Source organism: Cyanobium sp. Copco_Reservoir_LC18 (assembly GCF_009834675.1).
Classification (GTDB): domain Bacteria; phylum Cyanobacteriota; class Cyanobacteriia; order PCC-6307; family Cyanobiaceae; genus Cyanobium; species Cyanobium minutissimum.
This window is the reverse complement of record NZ_ASAC01000012.1, coordinates 189,006-204,750: the sequence shown is the minus strand read 5'-3', so window position 1 is coordinate 204,750 and position 15,745 is coordinate 189,006. Positions and strand designations below refer to the sequence as shown.

The window sequence follows — 15,745 nt, the reverse complement described above, 5'->3', positions numbered from 1 at the left end:
CTAGCCATGCCTCCGGAGGGGCAAGCGGCAGAATGCCGGAGCCCCCACCGTCGCCGTTGGCCAGCGTCCCCCCCGCCCCGCGGCCCGCGCCGCCCCCCAGGGAGTGCGGCTCCTTCGTGGATCCGTTCCAGGGGGATCCGGCCCTGGAGGCTTTTCTGCAGCGGGCGTCCGGCCTGCTCTGCCGCTGGCTCGGCCAGGCTGCCCACGGCACCCCCCTTCCCGGGCTGAGCGTGCTGCCGGTGGTGGAGCCGGAGGCCGCGGGTCTGGGCAGCGACCGGCTGCTGGCCGATCTGCAGCTGGTGATGGAGGGGGCCTACAACCCCAACCACCCCGGGGCCCTGGCCCACCTCGACCCGCCGCCCCTGTCGGCCTCGATCGTGGCCGACCTGATCTGCGCCGGGCTGAACAACAACCTGCTGGCCGAAGAGCTCTCCCCCAGCCTGAGCCGCCTGGAGCGGGCCCTGTGCGCCTGGATGGCGGGACGTCTCGGCCTGCCCGAGGGTTCCGGTGGTGTGGCGGCCAGCGGCGGCAGCCTTAGCAACCTGATGGCCCTGGTCACCGCCCGCCACCGGCGGGGCCTGGCCTCCCGGGGCGATGCGGTGGTGCTCTGCAGCGAGGAGGCCCACGTTTCCCTGATCAAGGCCGTCGCCGTGATGGGCCTGCCGGCCGAGGCCCTCATCCGGCTGCCGGTGACCGCCGCCGGTGGCCTGGAGCCCCAGGCCCTGGAGGAACGGCTGGTCCGCCTCGATCGGGCCGGCGTCCCCGTGATCGCCGTGGTGGCCACCTCCGGCACCACTGTGAGGGGCGCCCTCGACCCCCTGGAGCCCATCGCCGCCCTCTGCCGCCGCCACGGCCACTGGCTGCACGTGGACGGGGCCATCGGCGCGATCTTCGCCTTCAGCGAGCGGCTCGCTCCCCTGCTGGGCGGCCTGGGGCTGGCCGATTCGATCACGGTCAACCCCCAGAAGCTGCTGGGCATCACCAAGACCTCCTCCCTGCTGCTGCTGGCCGACCCCGGCCACCTCCAGCGCGCCTTCAGCACCGGCCTGCCCTACATGGAGCCCAGCTGGGGCGGTGGCCACCAGGGGGAGGCGGGCCTGCAGGGCACCCGGCCGGGGGAGATCCTCAAGCTCTGGCTGGGGCTGCGACAGCTGGGCCTCGACGGCATGGCCGCCCTGATCGAGGCGGCGGTCCGGCGGCGCAGCGAGCTGGAACGGCGGCTGCGGGCCATCGGCGGCCTGGCCCTCTGCAGCGGTCCCCTGCACCTGCTCGCCTTCCGTCCCGAGGGCTCAGACGTCTCCGGCGCCGAGCGCTGGAGTGCGGCCACCCGGGCGGCCCTGCTGGGGGAGCAGCTGATGCTGTCGCGGCCTGTCTATCGGGGGCTCCACCACCTCAAGGCGGTGCTGGGCAACCCCCACACCGGCACTGAGCACCTGGAGCGGCTGGCCCTGGTGGTGCAGCGGAGCCTGGCGGAGGCCCACCATGGCTGAACCGACGCAGACCCCCGTGCCGCCGCCGCGCCCCGCCACCGACCGCCGCGGCCGCTGGGTGGCGATCCTCACCGGTGCCCTCTCGATCCTGATCGGGGTGGCCTACCTGGTGCTGATCACCGTCCTGGATTCCCGCGGTCCCCTCCAGCCCCCGCCCCCCGAGGCCCTGGGCGTGGCGGCAGCCGCCGCGCCCGCCGCTGCTGCAGTGGCTCCACCACCCGGCTGAGGGCCGTCTCCAGGAAACGCCGCAGCATCCCCTCCCGCTGGTTGAGGTCGTACTCGCGCTGCAGCACCTCCTGCAGTCCGCCATCCCCCCAGTCCTGGTTCTGGCGGAAGTAGGTGATGAAGCTGCGGCCCGCCACCCGCGTGAGCCAGGCGGCGCTGACCGCCTGCACCGCCCGGCTGACGACCAGGGCGGGCAGGCTGAGGCTCAGGGCCGAGGTGATCAGGCCCACCCCCCCCTTGACCAGGCCGAGGCCCGCCAGGGTGCGGCCCACCGACAGGGCCAGATCCTGGGCACTCTCGCGGCTGAGGCTGACGCCGTAGACCCGGCCGATCTCCACCACCATCTGGGCGTTCACCGCGGCGGTGGCGAGCAGGTCGATGCCTGGCAGCGGCGTCACCATCACCACCCCGGCGCCGATCCACATGTAACGGTCGACGATCGTGCCGGCATCGCTGCGGCGCTGGCGGTCGAGCAGCTCCTGGCTGGCCTGGCTGAGGCGGCGGCACTGCAGCAGCAGGTTGTCGGCGATCAGCTCCTCCCCGTCGGCATGCAGGACGGCGGCGATGCGGCGCAGCAGGGCCTCCACCTCCGGCTCCGGCTGCAGCGGCCGGCCGCCCGGCATCGGCACGCTCTGGGGGGCGGCGCTGGCGGGAATCACATCCTCCGGGCCGAGGCGGGCGGCGGTGCGCTGCCGCAGCAGCGCCAGCAGACGCCGCTCCTCCTCCTCGCCGCGCAGGTCGCATTTGTTGAGCACCAGCAGCAGCCGCTTGCCCAGCCCCGCCAGGGCTTCGAACACCTCCAGCTCGCTGGCCCGCAGGTCCCCGTCCAGCACCAGCAGCAGCAGGTCGGCCCTGGCGGCCAGTTCCCGGGCCACCCGTTCCCGCTCCCGGCCCTGGCGGCCGGCTTCGAGAATCCCCGGGGTGTCCTCCAGGATCACGGCCCGGCTCAGGTCCTTCAGCCGCAGTCGGTAGCGGCTGGCGGCGGTGGTGGAACCCATCGGCGCCCCCACCTCCCCCACCAGCTCCTGCAGCAGGGCGCGGATCAGGGAGGTCTTGCCGGTCGAGCCGGTGCCGAACACGACGATCACCAGGTCGCCGCGCTCCAACTCCGCCTCCATCCGCTGCCGTTCCTGGCGCAGGGCCTCCCGCTCCACCGCGTCGCGCACCTGGGCCAGGGTGCGGTCGATGGCGCCCAGGTTCCGCTGGGCCGCTTCCCGGCGGCTGGAGGGCACCGCCGCGGGGGCGGATCTGCCGGGCCCAGACGTCCCGCCCTGGCGCAGCCGGCGCAGCCAGGGCCAGCCCACCTGGGCCAGGGCCACCACCAGGGCCGCCAGCAGGATCAGCATCAGCGGCCCCACCATCCAGTAGGGCAGCCAGGTGCTCAGGGTCCACTGCAGCTGCTGGATCGCCTGCAGCACCAGGCCCAGCACCACCAGCACCAGCAGACCCAGAAAGACCCAGATCCAGAGCCGCGGCGGCAGCTTCACGGTCCCGGCGGTGCGGAACGCACGATCTCGCCGAACAGGGAGGCCGCCAGGGCGCTGCTGGCGGCGCTGGGACTGTTGTCGTCGTTGCCCAGCCAGATGCCGATCACCCACTGGCGCCGGGGGGCGTAGCCCACGAACAGCAGGTCCCGACCCTCGTTGGTGGTGCCGGTCTTGCCCCAGCTGCCGGCGCCCACGTAGGCGGCGCTGCCGGTGCCGCCGCTGACCACCGCCTCCAGCAGCGTCCGCATCGCCTTGGCGGTGGCCGGGCTCATCACCCGCCGTCCCGGGCTGGTGACGGCCCTGGAGCTGGCGGCGGAGGCCCGGCAATCGGCCCCGCCCTGGGCCGCCCCGGTCGGGGGGGCGGGGCAGGCCTCGGCGTCGGTGAGCCGCCGGATCGTGGTCGGGGCCCGCCAGAGTCCATCGGCGGCGACGGCGGCGTAGGCCGCCGTGAGCTCCAGCAGGGTCACCTCGCTCTGGCCCAGGGCCAGGCCCGGCACCGGCGCCAGGGGACTGGTGAAGCCCAGGTCCCGGCCCTTGCTGACAACGGCATCGAGTCCATCCTTGCGGGCCAGCCGCAGGGCGGCGGTGTTGCTGCTGATCGCCATGGCCTGGCGCAGGCTGAGGCTGCCGCCGCAGCCGCTGCTGAAGTGCTGGCCGCCCCAGTCCAGCGGCCCGCAGCCCACCCGGTCCCCGGGCCGGGCGCCCCGCTCCAGGGCGACGACGTAGGGCACCAGCTTGAAGGTGCTGCCGGGCTGGCGCAGGGCCATCGAGGCCCGGTTGAACTGGCTCTGCAGGTAGTCCCGGCCGCCGGCGATGGCGCGGATCCCGCCGCTGCGGCTGTCGAGCACCACCACCGCCCCCTGGCTCACCCCCAGGGATCGGCTGGCGTCGATGCGCTGGCGCAGCAGCAGCTCGACCCGCTCCTGCAGCAGCGGATCGAGGTGGGTGTCGATCAGGAAGTTGCCCTCGGCGGCCACCGCCTTGCCCACCTGGTTCTCCAGGTCGCGGCGCACCTGGTCGGTGTAGAAGGGCGCCCCGCGCTGCTGGGCGGAGCGGCAGGCATCCGCGGCCAGCCGGATCGGCTGACGTCGGGCCCGCCGGGCCTGGTCGGCGGAGATCCGGCCGGTGGCGGCCATCTTGTCGAGCACCTGGTTGCGGGAGGCCAGGGCCGCCGCGGGATCGACGCAGGGGTCGTAGCCGTTTGGGGAGGGGAGCAGGCCCACCAGCAGGGCGGCCTCCTCGAGCTTCAGCGCCGAGGCGGGGCGACTGAAGAAGCGCCGGGAGGCGTCCTCGAACCCCCAGACCGCCCCGAGATAGACCCGGTTGAGGTAGCTGAGCAGCAGCTCCTCCTTGCTGAAGCGGGCCTCCAGCTGCAAGGCCACCAGCAGCTCCCGCCACTTGCGCCCCAGGGTCTCCCCCTGCCCCACCTGCTCCGGGTAAAGGCTGCGGGCGATCTGCTGGGTGAGGGTGCTGCCGCCCTCGAGCACCCGGCCCCCGAGGAGGTTGGTGACCAGGGCCCGGGCGGTGCCGATCGGGTCGACGCCCGGATGCCACCAGAAGCGGTTGTCCTCACTGGCCAGCAGGGCATCGATCAGCACCGGCGGATAGGCCCCCAGCTCGGGAAGTTCCCGCCGTTTGCGATCGGCCACGGAGGCCACCGGTCGGTTGTTGCGGTCGTAGAGGAGCAGGGGCCCCCGCACCGTCGCCAGGCTGCCCCGGGTGGGCACCTGCAGCAGGGACAGGGCCAGCAGCAGGCTGCCGCCGCCGGCCACGGCCACCGCGACCCGCGCCCCCCAGGCCGCCAGTCGGTCCAGCCGGGTGCCGCCGTCCTGTTCGAACAGGAGGGTGGGCAGATCCGCCTGATCGGCGGGCCCGAAGCGCACCCGGCCCCCCTCCCGCAGCCCCAGCTCCCGCACCCGCCGGCCCCGCCACCACAGTCCGTTGGTGGAGCCGGCGTCGCTCAGCAGCCAGTGACCGCCGTGGTTCTCCAGCAGGGCGTGGTGGCGGCTGACCGCCGTGTGGTCGATGACGATGGCGTTGTCGGCGGCCCGGCCGATCCGGTAGACGCTGCCGTGCAGGGGCTGTTCCAGAGCCGGCAGACCGGGCCGCAGCACCGTGAGCCGGGGGCCGGGGCCCCGGGGCCGCAGCCGCTGCTCCAGCCCTTCAAGGATGGCGGTCGGCATGGGGTTGCAGCAGGTCGATGAGGAAGCAGGCCACGGCCAGGTTGATGGCGACGTCGGCGAGGTTGAAGATCGGGAAATGGATCGGGACGAACTCCAGGAAGTCCACCACGGCCCCGTGGCGCCAGCGGTCGATGCCGTTGCCGACGGCGCCCCCGAGCAGCAGACCGAGGGCCAGCACGTTCCAGGCGCCGGCGGGGGGACGCCAGAGAATCCAGAACAGCAGGCCGAGGCTCACCAGGGCGCTCACCAGACCCAGCTGGTTCGGCGCCCCGGCGAAGAGGCTGAAGGCCGCCCCGGTGTTGCTGACGCGCTGCAGTTGCAGCAGGCCGGGCAGCAGCGGCTGGATGCTGCCGCTGGCCAGGTGCTCAAGGGCCCAGCGCTTGCTGAGCTGATCCAGCCCCACGGCGAGGGCCGCCAGCAGCAGGGGGGCCAGCCGCGGTCGCAGCGTTCGCGCCATCACGAGGGCACCAGCAGCAGACGGCGCAGCAGCCAGGCCAGGACGCCGGCGGAGCAGCAGAGCAGCAGCTGGGGCAGCAGGGCCAGGCTGTAGCCCACCACCAGCGTCAGGGTGCCGCCACCCCAGCGGCCGGCCAGGCTGCCGAGGAGCAGGTTGGCCAGGCCGCAGAGATGCAGCACCACCAGACCGATGGCGGCGGCGCCGGCCAGGGCGAGGGGGTCGTCCATGCCCGGCTGGCGGGCCAGCTTGCCGGTGATCCAGGCGGCCGGCAGGAAGCCCGCCAGGTAGCCGAAGCCCGGATCGAGCAGGTAACCGATGCCGCCCCCTTCGTGGAACACCGGCAGCTGGAACAGACCGACACTGAGATAGGCCACGGCGGCCAGGGTGGCACTGCGGTTGCCGCACACCAGGGCCGTCAGCAGCAGGGCCGGCACCTGCAGGGTGATGCCGAGCGGACGCACGGCCCAGCCCGTCGCCTCGTGGACCGGAAAGGCCGCCGGCACCAGACCGCCGACGAGAATCAGGAGCAGGCCGGCGATCGCTCCGCTCCAGGTGGCAAGGGCCCGCAATGCACCGTCCATGGCTGGCGCCCATCCTGCTGCAGCTAGGTTCGGCTGAGAAGGGCCCCCGCCCGCCCGCCGGGCACCCGTAGCGCCGGACCCCCCGCCCCGATGCCGGATTCCACCCCCACCGACCCGTCCGCCCCCGAGGCGACCCCCGTGGCGACCCCCGAGGTGGCGGCGCCGGCGGTTCCAGCGGTGGAGATCCACCTGGGGGATGCGGTGCGGCTGCGCCAGCCGCTGCGCTACCTCAAGACCGCCGACCCGATGCCGATGCTGCGCCCGCCGGACCTGGTGGATCCCGGCGAGGTGGGGCGCGTGGTGGAGATCCGGGCCCTGGATCTGCGGGCCATCCGCTTCCGCCGCGGCACCTTCCTGATCAACGCGACGGATCTGGAGACCGCTCCGGCCGACGGCTGAGGTGGTGGTCGAGCCAGGCCCGGTGCGCCCGCTCCAGGGCCGGAGCCGGACCCACCAGGCTCAGGGACGGGGTGGTGAGCCAGCGACGGGCGGCGGCGCGCAGGTCCCCGGCGTCGAGGCCCGGCGCCCGCTCCAGCACCCGGCGCACGTGGTCGGCGGGCAGGCCGTGGCTGAGCACCAGGGCCTGCCGTTCGGCGATCTGGGAGCAGGTCTGCCGCCCCATGGCGTCCTGCCCCTGGAACTTGGCCAGGGCCAGCAGGCGGGAGCCCTCGTCCAGCGGCTCGTCCAGGAGCCGTTGCCACTCGTCCATCAGGCAGGTGGTGGCCTCCGCCACCCGCTCAGCCGAGGTGGACAGGTGCATGACGAACGGGGGCGCCCCGCTGTGGGCCGGCAGGTGAACACCGACGTCGTAGGCCAGGCCGCGCTCCTCCCGCATCGTCACGAACAGGCGGCTGGACATGCCGATGCCCAGGTGGGCCTGCAGCAGCCGCAGGGCCAGGGCGTCGGGATGGGCCAGGGGGACCGTCGCGGCCCCCAGCATCAGCACCACCTGCTCGGTGTCCTGGACCTGCTGGGCGTGGTGGCCGGTGGCCGGCGGCGGACCGTCGAAGGGCCCCAGCCGGGGCGGGCGGGTGCTCCAGGGCGCCACCGCCAGCTCGCGCTCCAGCACCTCCCCTAGGGCGGGCGGGGCATCGCCGCAGAGCACCAGCACGGCGCCGTCGCTGCCGAGTCGTTCCACCAGGGGCCGCAGCTCCTCCGGCCCGAGGCCGGCCAGCTCAGCTTCGATCCCGAGCGGGTCGTGGCCGTAGGGGCCGTCGCCGTAGAGCAGCCGGCGCAGCTGGTCATGGGCCAGCTGGAAGGGGTCCTCCTTCTGGCGCTGCAGCAGCTGCAGGTTGAGCTGGCGCTCGATGGCCACCTGGTCGGCCTCGAGCCGGGGCCGCCGGGCCATGGCCAGCAGCAGGGGCACCAGGCTGGTGGCGTCGTCGGCGGCGCACTTCAGGGCCAGCACCAGGCCATCCTCGTGGGCCTCCACCCGCAGGGCCGCACCGGCCCCCTCGACGCAGTCGGCGAGGGCCTCGGCATCGAGCGCGCCGCAGCCCCGCGTCATGCTGCCGGCCAGCAGCTGGTGGGCGCCGCGGGCGCCGGCGGGGTCCCGGCCGCTGCCGCCTGGAATGGCCAGGCGGGCCGCCAGGATCGCCGGTCCGGGTCGGTGCAGGATCCGCAGCGGCAGGCCGCCCTCCAGGGTGCGGCTGTCCTCGCTGCCGGGGGGTGGGGCGATGCTCATGCCGGCACCGCCTCGAGCACGCAGGCCCGGGCCGGATCCAGCAGGGGCAGCATCTGCTCCTGTAGCCGCTCCGGCGACCAGCGCTCCAGCAGTTCCAGGGGATGGCCGAGGGCCTGGGGCCGGCCCCAGAGGCGGCCGCTGCCGATCAGGGAGGCCACGCCGCCGGGGGATTCCAGGGAGAAGCGGTACCCGTTGGCGACCAGGCGCCGGGCCCGCCCCCATTCCTGCTCCCTCAGGACGTCCTGGCGGAGCTCCTGCCACACCTGATCGATGGCCTGCCGCACCTCCCCCAGCTCCGGGGGATCGCAGACGGCCTCCAGCAGGGCGATGCTGCCGCCCTCCATGGCATGGAGATCCAGATCGATGCTCTCCACGATCTGCAGCTGCTCCCGCAGGCGCTCCACCAGGCGGCTGCGGCGCCCTTCCGCCAGCACGGTGGTGCCCAGGTCGGCCCCGGCCATGGCGTCCAGATCGGCGGCGGGCGGCAGCCACCACAGCATCAGCAGCCGGGCGGCCTCGAGCCGCGGCACCGCCAGCCGATGCAGCCCCGGGGTGACCCGCAGCTCCGCCGGGACCATGGGCACGTCGCTCGCCGCCAGGGAGGCCAGGGGCCCGTCCGCGGCCCGCTGGATCAGGGCGCCGTCGCCGACGGCCCCGGCCAGGGAGAGCACGCAGCGGCCGGCGGCGTACTGGCGCCGGTGGAACGCCGCCATGGCGGCCGGGTCATGGTCGAGCAGGTCCTGGCGCCGCCCCAGGATCGGCCGTCCATAGGGGTGGTCGGGACAGGCCAGGGACAGCAGCCGCTGCAGGGCCACCTCCTCCGGCTGGTCCTCGCTCTGGGCCAGCTCCTCCAGCACCACCTGCCGCTCCATGGCGAAGCTGTCGGGGTCGAGCCGGGGCTGGAGCACCAGATCCATCAGCAGATCGAGGGCTTCGGCCGCCCCCTCCGGCGGCATCAGGGCGTGGAAGTGGACGTCATCGAAGCCGGTGGCGGCGTTGCTGCTGCCGCCCAGGGCCTCGATGCGGCGGTCGAATTCCCCGGCCGCCAGCCCGTCGCTGCCCTTGAACACCATGTGCTCGAGGAAATGGGCCAGGCCGCTCTCCGAGGACCGCTCGAAGGCGCTGCCGGCGCGACACCAGAAGTCGAGGCAGACCAGGGGGGCATCCGGCAGCTCGAGCTGTACCACTTCGACCCCGTTGGCGAGGGTGTGGCTGACGGGGGCGGCCAGACCGGGCAGCAAGGACCCGCAACAACCCAGGGAATCGCTCACGGATGCATGGCAGGATCCGCATTCTGCTGTGACGCCGTGTCCATGGGTGAGGTCGCTCCGGCCGTCGACGCTGGCATCCATCCCCTGGTGGATGCCCTGGCGGAGCGGATCCGGCTCTGTCGCAACGCTCTGCCGGATCTGGCCCCCCTGGCGATCGACCCCGAACTGGAGGCGATCAGCGGCAGCCTGGACGGGGATGCCCTGTTCATCCGCAACGAGGTGCATCGCTGCCGGGGCCTTCGCAAGCTGCACCTGGAAACGGCGCGCCTCGGCGCCGGGCTGCAGATCCTCCATTGCGTCTTCTTCCCCGACCCCCGCCACGACCTGCCGGTGTTCGGCGCCGACATCGTCGCGGGTCGGGGCGGGGTGAGCGCCGCGATCGTCGACCTCTCGCCGGTGGGGGAGACCCTGCCGGAGGCCATCGCCGAGGCCCTGGCCGGTCGAGACCGGCCCGCCTTCGCCCAGGTGCGCGAGCTGCCCCCCTGGGGCTCGATCTTCTCCCCCCACGTCCTGTTCGTGCGGCCGGAGTCGGAGGCGGAGGAGCGGGGGTTCGTCGAGGAGGTGGCCACCTTCCTCGGCGTCCTGGCGGCAGCGGCCGCCCACAGCCCTTCCCAAGCCCCTGACGACCCAGCTACGGTTGCGCGATGGCGCGGGCAGCTGAGGTATTGCAAGCAACAGAAACAAAACGACAAGACCCGGAGGGTGCTGGAGAAGGCCTTCAACCCCCAGTGGGCCGACCGCTACATCGAGGACCTGCTCTTCGACGACCCACCGGTCCCCTCCGCAACGGCCTGATCGTTGCCGGCGTGGTCGGCCTGGTGGTGGGAGGCGTCGTGCTGCACCAGCGCCTCCAGCCCGCCAGACCCCCGGCGGCCGCCGTTGCCCGGCCGCCGGCGCCGGTGGAGGCCGTCGCGGCCCTGGGGCAGCTGGAGCCCGACGGTGACGTCCGCGTCCTGGCGGCGCCGATCACCGGCATCGGCGGCAGCCCCCGCATCACCGAGCTGCTGGTGGCCGAGGGCGATCGGGTGCGGGCCGGCCAGCTGCTGGCCCGCTTCGACAACCAGCCGCTGCAGCGGGCGGAGCTGGAGCTGATCCGCACCCGGATCGCCAACCTCAGCCGCCGGCTCACGATCCAGACCCGGGACCTGGCGCGCTACCGCCGCCTGGCCAGTGACGGTGCCTTTTCCGCCGCCGACCTGGATGTGCTGGAGCAGCGCACCCTCGAGCTCCAGGGCCAGCTGCAGGAGGCCAGGGCTTCGCTGGTCAAGGCCGGCACCGATCTGGTCAACACCGAACTGCGGGCCCCGATCGACGGCACCGTGCTGCGCATCCAGTCCCGCGTCGGCGAACGGCCCGGGGACAAGGGCATCCTCGAGCTGGGGGCCGGCGACCGCATGGAGGCCTCCGTGGAGGTCTACGAGAGCGACATCGACCGGGTCCGGGTCGGCCAGGCCGTCACCCTCACCAGCGAGAACGGCGGCTTCGACGGCACCCTCCGGGGCACCGTGCGGCGCATCAGTCCCCAGGTCCGCCAGCGGGAGGTGCTCTCCACCGATCCCACCGGCGATGCCGATGCCCGCGTCGTCGAAGTGCGGGTGCGGCTCGATCCCCAGGATGGGGCCCGGGTCGCCGACCTCAGCGGCCTGAAGGTCATCGCCCGCATGCAGCCATGACCCTCTGGCAGGGGCGCCGCATCCCGCTGGCCTGGCTGCTGCTCACCCGCCAGCCGATGCGCCTGGCGGTGGCCCTGGCCGGGATCACCTTCGCCGGGATCCTGATGTTCATGCAGCTGGGCTTCCGCGACGCCCTGTTCGACTCCAGCGTCACGGTGCACAAGCTGTTCGACACCGATCTGGTGCTGCTCAGCCCGCGCAGCAAGAGCTCGATCAGCATGACCGGCTTCCCCGAGCGACGGCTGGTTCAGGCCATGGCCGATCCGGACGTGACCGGCATCACCCCGGTTCACTGGAATCTTTTGCTCTGGCGCAACCCCCAGACGAAGGGCACCCGGGCCATCTTGGCCCTGGGATTCGAGCCGGGAGATCCCCTGTTTCTCGATCCGGCCGTCACGGCCTTGGCTCCCCGCCTCACCCAGAAGGGCCGCGTTCTCTTCGACGACCTGTCGCGGGATGAGTTCGGACCAGTGGCGAAATGGTTCAAGGAGGGCCGCGTCGTGGAGAGCGAGGTGGCCGGCAAGCGCTTGCGAGTGGCGGGGCTGTTCAGCTCAGGTCCCTCATTCGGGGCCGACGGCAATATCCTCACCAGCCGGGAAACCCTTCTGAGCCTGGTGCCGAACAATCCACCTGGCAGCATCGAACTGGGCCTGATCCGCCTGCGTCCCGGGGCCGACCCCGCTCAGGTGGTGCAGCGTCTGCAGCGCCTGCTGCCGGAGGACGTCACCGTGCTCACCAAGCAGGGCTTCCTGGATCTGGAGATGGACTACTGGCGAACCAGCACCGCCATCGGCTTCATCTTCACCCTCGGCGCCGCCATGGGCTTCGTGGTGGGCTGCGTGATCGTTTATCAGATCCTGTATTCGGATGTGAGTGACCACCTGCCGGAGTACGCCACCCTGATGGCCATGGGTTACGGCCTGCTCACCCTGCTCGGCGTGGTGGCCCGTGAGGGTCTGCTGCTGGCGATCTTTGGCTATGTGCCCGCCTACCTCGCCGGCCAGGTGCTCTATGCCGCCATCCATGCCGCCACCAAGCTGCCCGTGGCGATGGCCGGCGACCGGGCCATGACCGTCTTCCTGATGATCCTGGTGATGTGCATGGGCTCGGCGGCGATGGCGATGCGCAAGCTGGGCGACGCCGATCCGGCGGACATCTTCTGAGCCGAGCCCGATTCCGAACCGATGACCAGCCTCCTGCCCGGAACCGCCCCAGCCGCCGCCCCCAGCGGGGATGGCCCCGCCACGGTCGCGGTGCGGGGTCTCAGCCACTGGTACGGCACCGGCGCGATGCGGCGCCAGGTGCTGCAGGGCATCGACCTGGAGATCCACCCCGGCGAGGTGGTGCTGCTCACCGGGCCCTCGGGCTGCGGCAAGACCACCCTGCTCACCCTGGTGGGGGCCCTACGGCAGGTGATGGAGGGGTCGGTGCGGGTGCTGGGCTGTGAGCTGAACGGCTCCAGCCGCCATGAGCGCCAGCTGCTGCGTCGCAGCGTCGGCATGATCTTCCAGGGCCACAACCTGCTGCGCTGCCTCACCGCCGAGCAGAACGTGCAGATGGGGGCCGACCTGCTGCCCGATCTGAGCTATCGCGCCCGGCGCGATCTCTCACGGGAATGGCTGCGGGCCGTGGGCCTCTCCGATCACCTGGGCAAGCTGCCCCACGACCTCTCCGGTGGCCAGAAGCAGCGGGTGGCCATTGCCCGCGCCCTGGCCGCCCACCCCCGCCTGCTCCTGGCCGACGAACCCACCGCCGCCCTCGACAGCCGCACCGGCCGCGAGGTGGTGGAACTGCTCCAGCGCCTGGCCCGTGACGAGGGCTGCGGGGTGCTGATGGTGACCCACGATCCCCGCATCCTTGATGTGGCCGACCGCCTGGTGCGGATGGAGGACGGCCGGCTCTGGGCCCAGGAGGCCGTGGTCGGGTGAGTAGGGTGGACTCTTCCAGTCTTTTCAAGGCTCCCATCCCCTATGTCGAAACGCAGGAATCTCAAGAAGGAAAAGCAGGAGCGCAACCGGGCCTACGCCCGCAAGTTCAAGAAGCGCAAGCTGCGCAACGACGGCCGCGGTGAAGGGGCCGGCAACGGTGTGACCGGCACGGCCAACAACGGCGGCGCCGCCGACTGACCGGACCGGTCCGGCCATGGCGGCACCGGGGGGATTCGCTGCGGATCCCCCCTTTTTCATGGCCCCTCCACCGTGGTCTCCCCGCCGTGGCCCCTTACACCGTCATCCGATGTTCATCAGCGTCGTCATCCCCACCTACAACCGGCTGCCGATCCTGCGCCAGTGCCTGCAGGCCCTGGAGCGCCAGGAGACCGGCGGCCCCCTGCAGGCCTATGAGGTGGTGCTCGTCGACGACGGCTCCACCGACGACACGGTGCGCTGGCTGGATGCCCACGCCACCGCCTTTCCCCATCTGCGGCTGATCCGCCAGGACCACGGCGGTCCGGCCGAAGGGCGCAACCGCGGCGTGGAGGAGGCCCGCGGCGATGTGATCGTCTTCATCGACAGCGACCTGGTGGTGACGGAGCGGTTCCTCCTGCACCACGCCACTGCCCTGGCCCGGGCCTGGGAAGAGAGCGGCGACCGGCTCTGCTTCACCTACGGCGCCGTGATCAACACCCACAACTTCGACGACCCGACCGCCGAGCCCCACAAGCTGCGCGACCTCTCCTGGGCCTACTTCGCCACCGGCAATGTGGCGATCGACCGCCGGGTCCTGGAGCAGTCGGGCCTGTTCGACACCGGCTTCCGTCTCTACGGCTGGGAGGACCTCGAACTCGGCGAACGGCTGCGCCGCATGGGCGTGCGGCTGGTGCGCTGCCCCGAGGCGGTGGGCTACCACTGGCATCCGCCCCTGAGCCTCGAGCAGATCCCCGATCTGGTGCGGGTGGAGCGGGAGCGGGCCCGGATGGGTCTGGTCTTCTACCGCAAGCACCCCACCTGGCGGGTGCGCTTCATCATCCAGTACACCTGGCTGCACCTGGCGCTCTGGGAGCTGCTCACCCTCGGCGGCCTGATCAATGAACGCAGCCTGCGGCCCCTGCTGCGCTGGTTGATCCGCCGTGGCCAGGCGGGCCTGGCGATGGAGCTGCTGCGGCTGCCCCTCAACCGCTTCGGGGTGCGGTCCCTCCACGCCGAAGCCCGCCAGCAGGGCCATTTGGTAGGTTGATGGGGTAACCCCAACACCGCACACCTGCACGTTTCGGGTGATCCGCTGCCCTTCCTGTGGCGCGGCATCCCTGGCAGGTGGAGGCCAACCCGAAACCCCCCCAACCCCATGGCTGTCGTCACTCTCTCCGAGATGATGGAGGCTGGTGCCCACTTCGGACACCAGACCCGTCGCTGGAATCCCAAGATGTCGCGCTACATCTATTGCGCGCGCAACGGAGTCCACATCATCGATCTCGTGCAGACCGCCGTCTGCATGAACAACGCCTACAAATGGACCCGCAGTGCCGCCCGCAGCGGCAAGCGCTTCCTGTTCGTCGGCACCAAGAAGCAGGCCTCCGAGGTGATCGCCCAGGAAGCGGCCCGCTGCGGCGCCTCCTATGTGAATCAGCGCTGGCTGGGCGGCATGCTCACCAACTGGAGCACGATGCGGGCCCGCATCGACCGCCTCAAGGACCTGGAGCGGATGGAGTCCTCCGGCGCCATCGCCATGCGGCCCAAGAAGGAAGCGGCCGTGCTGCGCCGTGAACTCGATCGCCTGCAGAAGTACCTCGGCGGCCTGAAGAACATGCGCCGGCTGCCCGATGTGGTGGTGCTGGTGGACCAGCGTCGCGAGACCAACGCCGTGCTCGAGTGCCGCAAGCTCGACATCCCCCTGGTGTCGATGCTCGACACCAACTGCGACCCCGATCTCTGCGACGTTCCCATCCCCTGCAACGACGACGCCGTGCGTTCCGTCCAGCTGGTGCTGGGCCGCCTCGCGGATGCCATCAATGAAGGCCGCCATGGAGCGCAGGATCAGCGCGGCGACGACGACGCCTGAGCCGTTCTCTCCCTCCCGACCTCCCCCACTCCCACCCCATGGCTGAGATCACAGCGAAGCTCGTCAAGGACCTGCGCGACAAGACCGGCGCCGGCATGATGGACTGCAAGAAAGCCCTCACCGAATCCGGCGGGGATGCCACCAAGGCCGCCGAATGGCTGCGCCAGAAGGGCATTGCCACCGCCGAGAAGAAGGCCGGTCGCACGGCGGCCGAAGGGGCCGTCGGCAGCTACATCCACACCGGCGCCCGCGTCGGCGTCCTGGTGGAGGTGAACTGCGAGACCGATTTCGTGGCCCGCGGTGAACTCTTCCAGGAGCTGGTGCGCAACGTGGCGATGCAGATCGCCGCCTGCCCCAACGTGGAATACGTCAGCACCGACGACATCCCCCCCGAAGTGGCGGAGCGGGAGAAGGCCATCGAGATGGGTCGCGACGATCTCGCCGGCAAGAAGGAGGAGATGATGGTCAAGATCGTGGCGGGGCGCATCGGCAAGCGCCTCAAGGAACTGGCCCTGATGGACCAGCCCTTCATCCGCGACAACACCGTGACCGTGGGTGAGATGGTCAAGTCGGCCGCCGGCAAGACCGGCGAGAACATCCGCGTGCGCCGCTTCACCCGCTACACCCTCGGTGAGGGCATCGAGGTGGAGCAGTCGGATTTCGCCGCCGAAGTGGCGGCGATGGGCAAGGCGGCCTGA

At 72.0% G+C, this 15,745-nt stretch carries 17 protein-coding genes; 11 read left to right on the top strand and 6 right to left on the bottom strand.

All coding sequences use genetic code 11. The features are described 5' to 3' along the window. Nucleotides 1–56: 56 nt before the first annotated feature. Nucleotides 57–1,490: a pyridoxal-dependent decarboxylase gene (locus L107_RS06315; protein ID WP_201295819.1), complete on the top strand. Its 1,434-nt coding sequence runs from the start codon at nucleotides 57–59 to the stop codon at nucleotides 1,488–1,490. Beyond that, nucleotides 1,483–1,716, top strand: coding sequence for a hypothetical protein (locus tag L107_RS06310; protein ID WP_159817130.1), 234 nt, complete (start codon nucleotides 1,483–1,485; stop codon nucleotides 1,714–1,716). Before L107_RS06315 ends, L107_RS06310 begins: the two co-directional genes overlap by 8 nt. Here the strand turns inward: L107_RS06310 and L107_RS06305 are convergent. Genes L107_RS06305 through L107_RS06290 form a run of 4 tightly spaced genes read right to left on the bottom strand, consistent with a single transcriptional unit; the run spans nucleotide 1,607 to nucleotide 6,423 of the window. Continuing rightward, the gene (locus L107_RS06305; protein WP_159817128.1) at nucleotides 1,607–3,202 is read right to left on the bottom strand and encodes a YcjF family protein; all 1,596 of its coding nucleotides are present in this window, start codon (nucleotides 3,200–3,202) and stop codon (nucleotides 1,607–1,609) included. The two genes, L107_RS06310 and L107_RS06305, sit on opposite strands and share 110 nt — an antisense overlap. After that, the gene (locus L107_RS06300) at nucleotides 3,199–5,385 is read right to left on the bottom strand and encodes a transglycosylase domain-containing protein (protein WP_159817126.1); all 2,187 of its coding nucleotides are present in this window, start codon (nucleotides 5,383–5,385) and stop codon (nucleotides 3,199–3,201) included. The genes L107_RS06305 and L107_RS06300 overlap by 4 nt, the downstream gene beginning before the upstream one ends. Further along, complete coding sequence (lspA, locus tag L107_RS06295) at nucleotides 5,366–5,842, bottom strand: signal peptidase II (RefSeq protein ID WP_159817124.1); 477 nt, start codon at nucleotides 5,840–5,842, stop codon at nucleotides 5,366–5,368. The genes L107_RS06300 and lspA overlap by 20 nt, the downstream gene beginning before the upstream one ends. Further along, nucleotides 5,842–6,423 carry a biotin transporter BioY gene (locus L107_RS06290; protein WP_201295818.1) on the bottom strand — a complete coding sequence of 194 codons (582 nt, stop codon included), beginning with the start codon at nucleotides 6,421–6,423 and terminating at the stop codon, nucleotides 5,842–5,844. The genes lspA and L107_RS06290 overlap by 1 nt, the downstream gene beginning before the upstream one ends. A 90-nt stretch (nucleotides 6,424–6,513) precedes the next feature. On the opposite strand from L107_RS06290, the gene L107_RS06285 reads away from it, so the two are divergent. Continuing rightward, entirely contained in the window at nucleotides 6,514–6,822 is a 309-nt protein-coding gene (locus tag L107_RS06285) for an NAD(P)H dehydrogenase assembly family protein (protein WP_370515403.1), read from the top strand. On the opposite strand, the gene L107_RS06280 is transcribed toward L107_RS06285, so the two are convergent. Both L107_RS06280 and L107_RS06275 read right to left on the bottom strand, forming a co-directional pair. After that, complete coding sequence (locus tag L107_RS06280) at nucleotides 6,782–8,107, bottom strand: pitrilysin family protein (protein WP_159817122.1); 1,326 nt, start codon at nucleotides 8,105–8,107, stop codon at nucleotides 6,782–6,784. The two genes, L107_RS06285 and L107_RS06280, sit on opposite strands and share 41 nt — an antisense overlap. Next, on the bottom strand, nucleotides 8,104–9,348 hold the full coding sequence (locus L107_RS06275; protein WP_236550534.1) for a pitrilysin family protein: 1,245 nt from the start codon (nucleotides 9,346–9,348) through the stop codon (nucleotides 8,104–8,106). The genes L107_RS06280 and L107_RS06275 overlap by 4 nt, the downstream gene beginning before the upstream one ends. 72 nt (nucleotides 9,349–9,420) lie before the next feature. Between L107_RS06275 and L107_RS06270 the strand changes: the two genes are divergently transcribed. From L107_RS06270 to tsf, 8 genes are all read left to right on the top strand, one after another. Further along, nucleotides 9,421–10,173, top strand: a complete 753-nt coding sequence (locus L107_RS06270; protein ID WP_159817118.1) for a phycocyanobilin:ferredoxin oxidoreductase — start codon at nucleotides 9,421–9,423, stop codon at nucleotides 10,171–10,173. 11 nt (nucleotides 10,174–10,184) lie between these two features. Then, nucleotides 10,185–11,051 (top strand): efflux RND transporter periplasmic adaptor subunit, encoded by an 867-nt coding sequence (locus L107_RS06265; RefSeq protein ID WP_159817116.1) that lies wholly within the window; start codon nucleotides 10,185–10,187, stop codon nucleotides 11,049–11,051. Continuing rightward, nucleotides 11,048–12,214, top strand: coding sequence for an ABC transporter permease DevC (devC, locus tag L107_RS06260; RefSeq protein ID WP_159817114.1), 1,167 nt, complete (start codon nucleotides 11,048–11,050; stop codon nucleotides 12,212–12,214). The genes L107_RS06265 and devC overlap by 4 nt, the downstream gene beginning before the upstream one ends. A 21-nt stretch (nucleotides 12,215–12,235) precedes the next feature. After that, entirely contained in the window at nucleotides 12,236–12,979 is a 744-nt protein-coding gene (locus tag L107_RS06255; protein WP_159817112.1) for a DevA family ABC transporter ATP-binding protein, read from the top strand. A gap of 42 nt (nucleotides 12,980–13,021) precedes the next feature. After that, nucleotides 13,022–13,177 (top strand): hypothetical protein, encoded by a 156-nt coding sequence (locus L107_RS06250; RefSeq protein WP_011293689.1) that lies wholly within the window; start codon nucleotides 13,022–13,024, stop codon nucleotides 13,175–13,177. A 109-nt stretch (nucleotides 13,178–13,286) separates the two neighbouring features. After that, entirely contained in the window at nucleotides 13,287–14,225 is a 939-nt protein-coding gene (locus tag L107_RS06245; RefSeq protein WP_159817110.1) for a glycosyltransferase family 2 protein, read from the top strand. Between the two features lie 108 nt (nucleotides 14,226–14,333). Then, nucleotides 14,334–15,047 carry a 30S ribosomal protein S2 gene (gene rpsB, locus L107_RS06240; RefSeq protein WP_159817108.1) on the top strand — a complete coding sequence of 238 codons (714 nt, stop codon included), beginning with the start codon at nucleotides 14,334–14,336 and terminating at the stop codon, nucleotides 15,045–15,047. Nucleotides 15,048–15,085: 38 nt separating this feature from the next. Next, on the top strand, nucleotides 15,086–15,745 hold the full coding sequence (tsf, locus tag L107_RS06235) for a translation elongation factor Ts (RefSeq protein ID WP_159817106.1): 660 nt from the start codon (nucleotides 15,086–15,088) through the stop codon (nucleotides 15,743–15,745).

What these genes read in the sequence shown, in the direction of transcription:
- L107_RS06310 (WP_159817130.1), top strand. Translation starts at nt 1,483, where the DNA reads ATGGCTGAACCGACGCAGACCCCCGTGCCGCCGCCGCGCCCCGCCACC.
- L107_RS06300 (WP_159817126.1), bottom strand. Translation starts at nt 5,385, where the DNA reads ATGCCGACCGCCATCCTTGAAGGGCTGGAGCAGCGGCTGCGGCCCCGG.
- lspA (WP_159817124.1), bottom strand. Translation starts at nt 5,842, where the DNA reads ATGGCGCGAACGCTGCGACCGCGGCTGGCCCCCCTGCTGCTGGCGGCC.
- L107_RS06290 (WP_201295818.1), bottom strand. Translation starts at nt 6,423, where the DNA reads ATGGACGGTGCATTGCGGGCCCTTGCCACCTGGAGCGGAGCGATCGCC.
- L107_RS06285 (WP_370515403.1), top strand. Translation starts at nt 6,514, where the DNA reads ATGCCGGATTCCACCCCCACCGACCCGTCCGCCCCCGAGGCGACCCCC.
- L107_RS06280 (WP_159817122.1), bottom strand. Translation starts at nt 8,107, where the DNA reads ATGAGCATCGCCCCACCCCCCGGCAGCGAGGACAGCCGCACCCTGGAG.
- L107_RS06270 (WP_159817118.1), top strand. Translation starts at nt 9,421, where the DNA reads ATGGGTGAGGTCGCTCCGGCCGTCGACGCTGGCATCCATCCCCTGGTG.
- devC (WP_159817114.1), top strand. Translation starts at nt 11,048, where the DNA reads ATGACCCTCTGGCAGGGGCGCCGCATCCCGCTGGCCTGGCTGCTGCTC.
- L107_RS06255 (WP_159817112.1), top strand. Translation starts at nt 12,236, where the DNA reads ATGACCAGCCTCCTGCCCGGAACCGCCCCAGCCGCCGCCCCCAGCGGG.
- L107_RS06250 (WP_011293689.1), top strand. Translation starts at nt 13,022, where the DNA reads ATGTCGAAACGCAGGAATCTCAAGAAGGAAAAGCAGGAGCGCAACCGG.
- L107_RS06245 (WP_159817110.1), top strand. Translation starts at nt 13,287, where the DNA reads ATGTTCATCAGCGTCGTCATCCCCACCTACAACCGGCTGCCGATCCTG.
- rpsB (WP_159817108.1), top strand. Translation starts at nt 14,334, where the DNA reads ATGGCTGTCGTCACTCTCTCCGAGATGATGGAGGCTGGTGCCCACTTC.
- tsf (WP_159817106.1), top strand. Translation starts at nt 15,086, where the DNA reads ATGGCTGAGATCACAGCGAAGCTCGTCAAGGACCTGCGCGACAAGACC.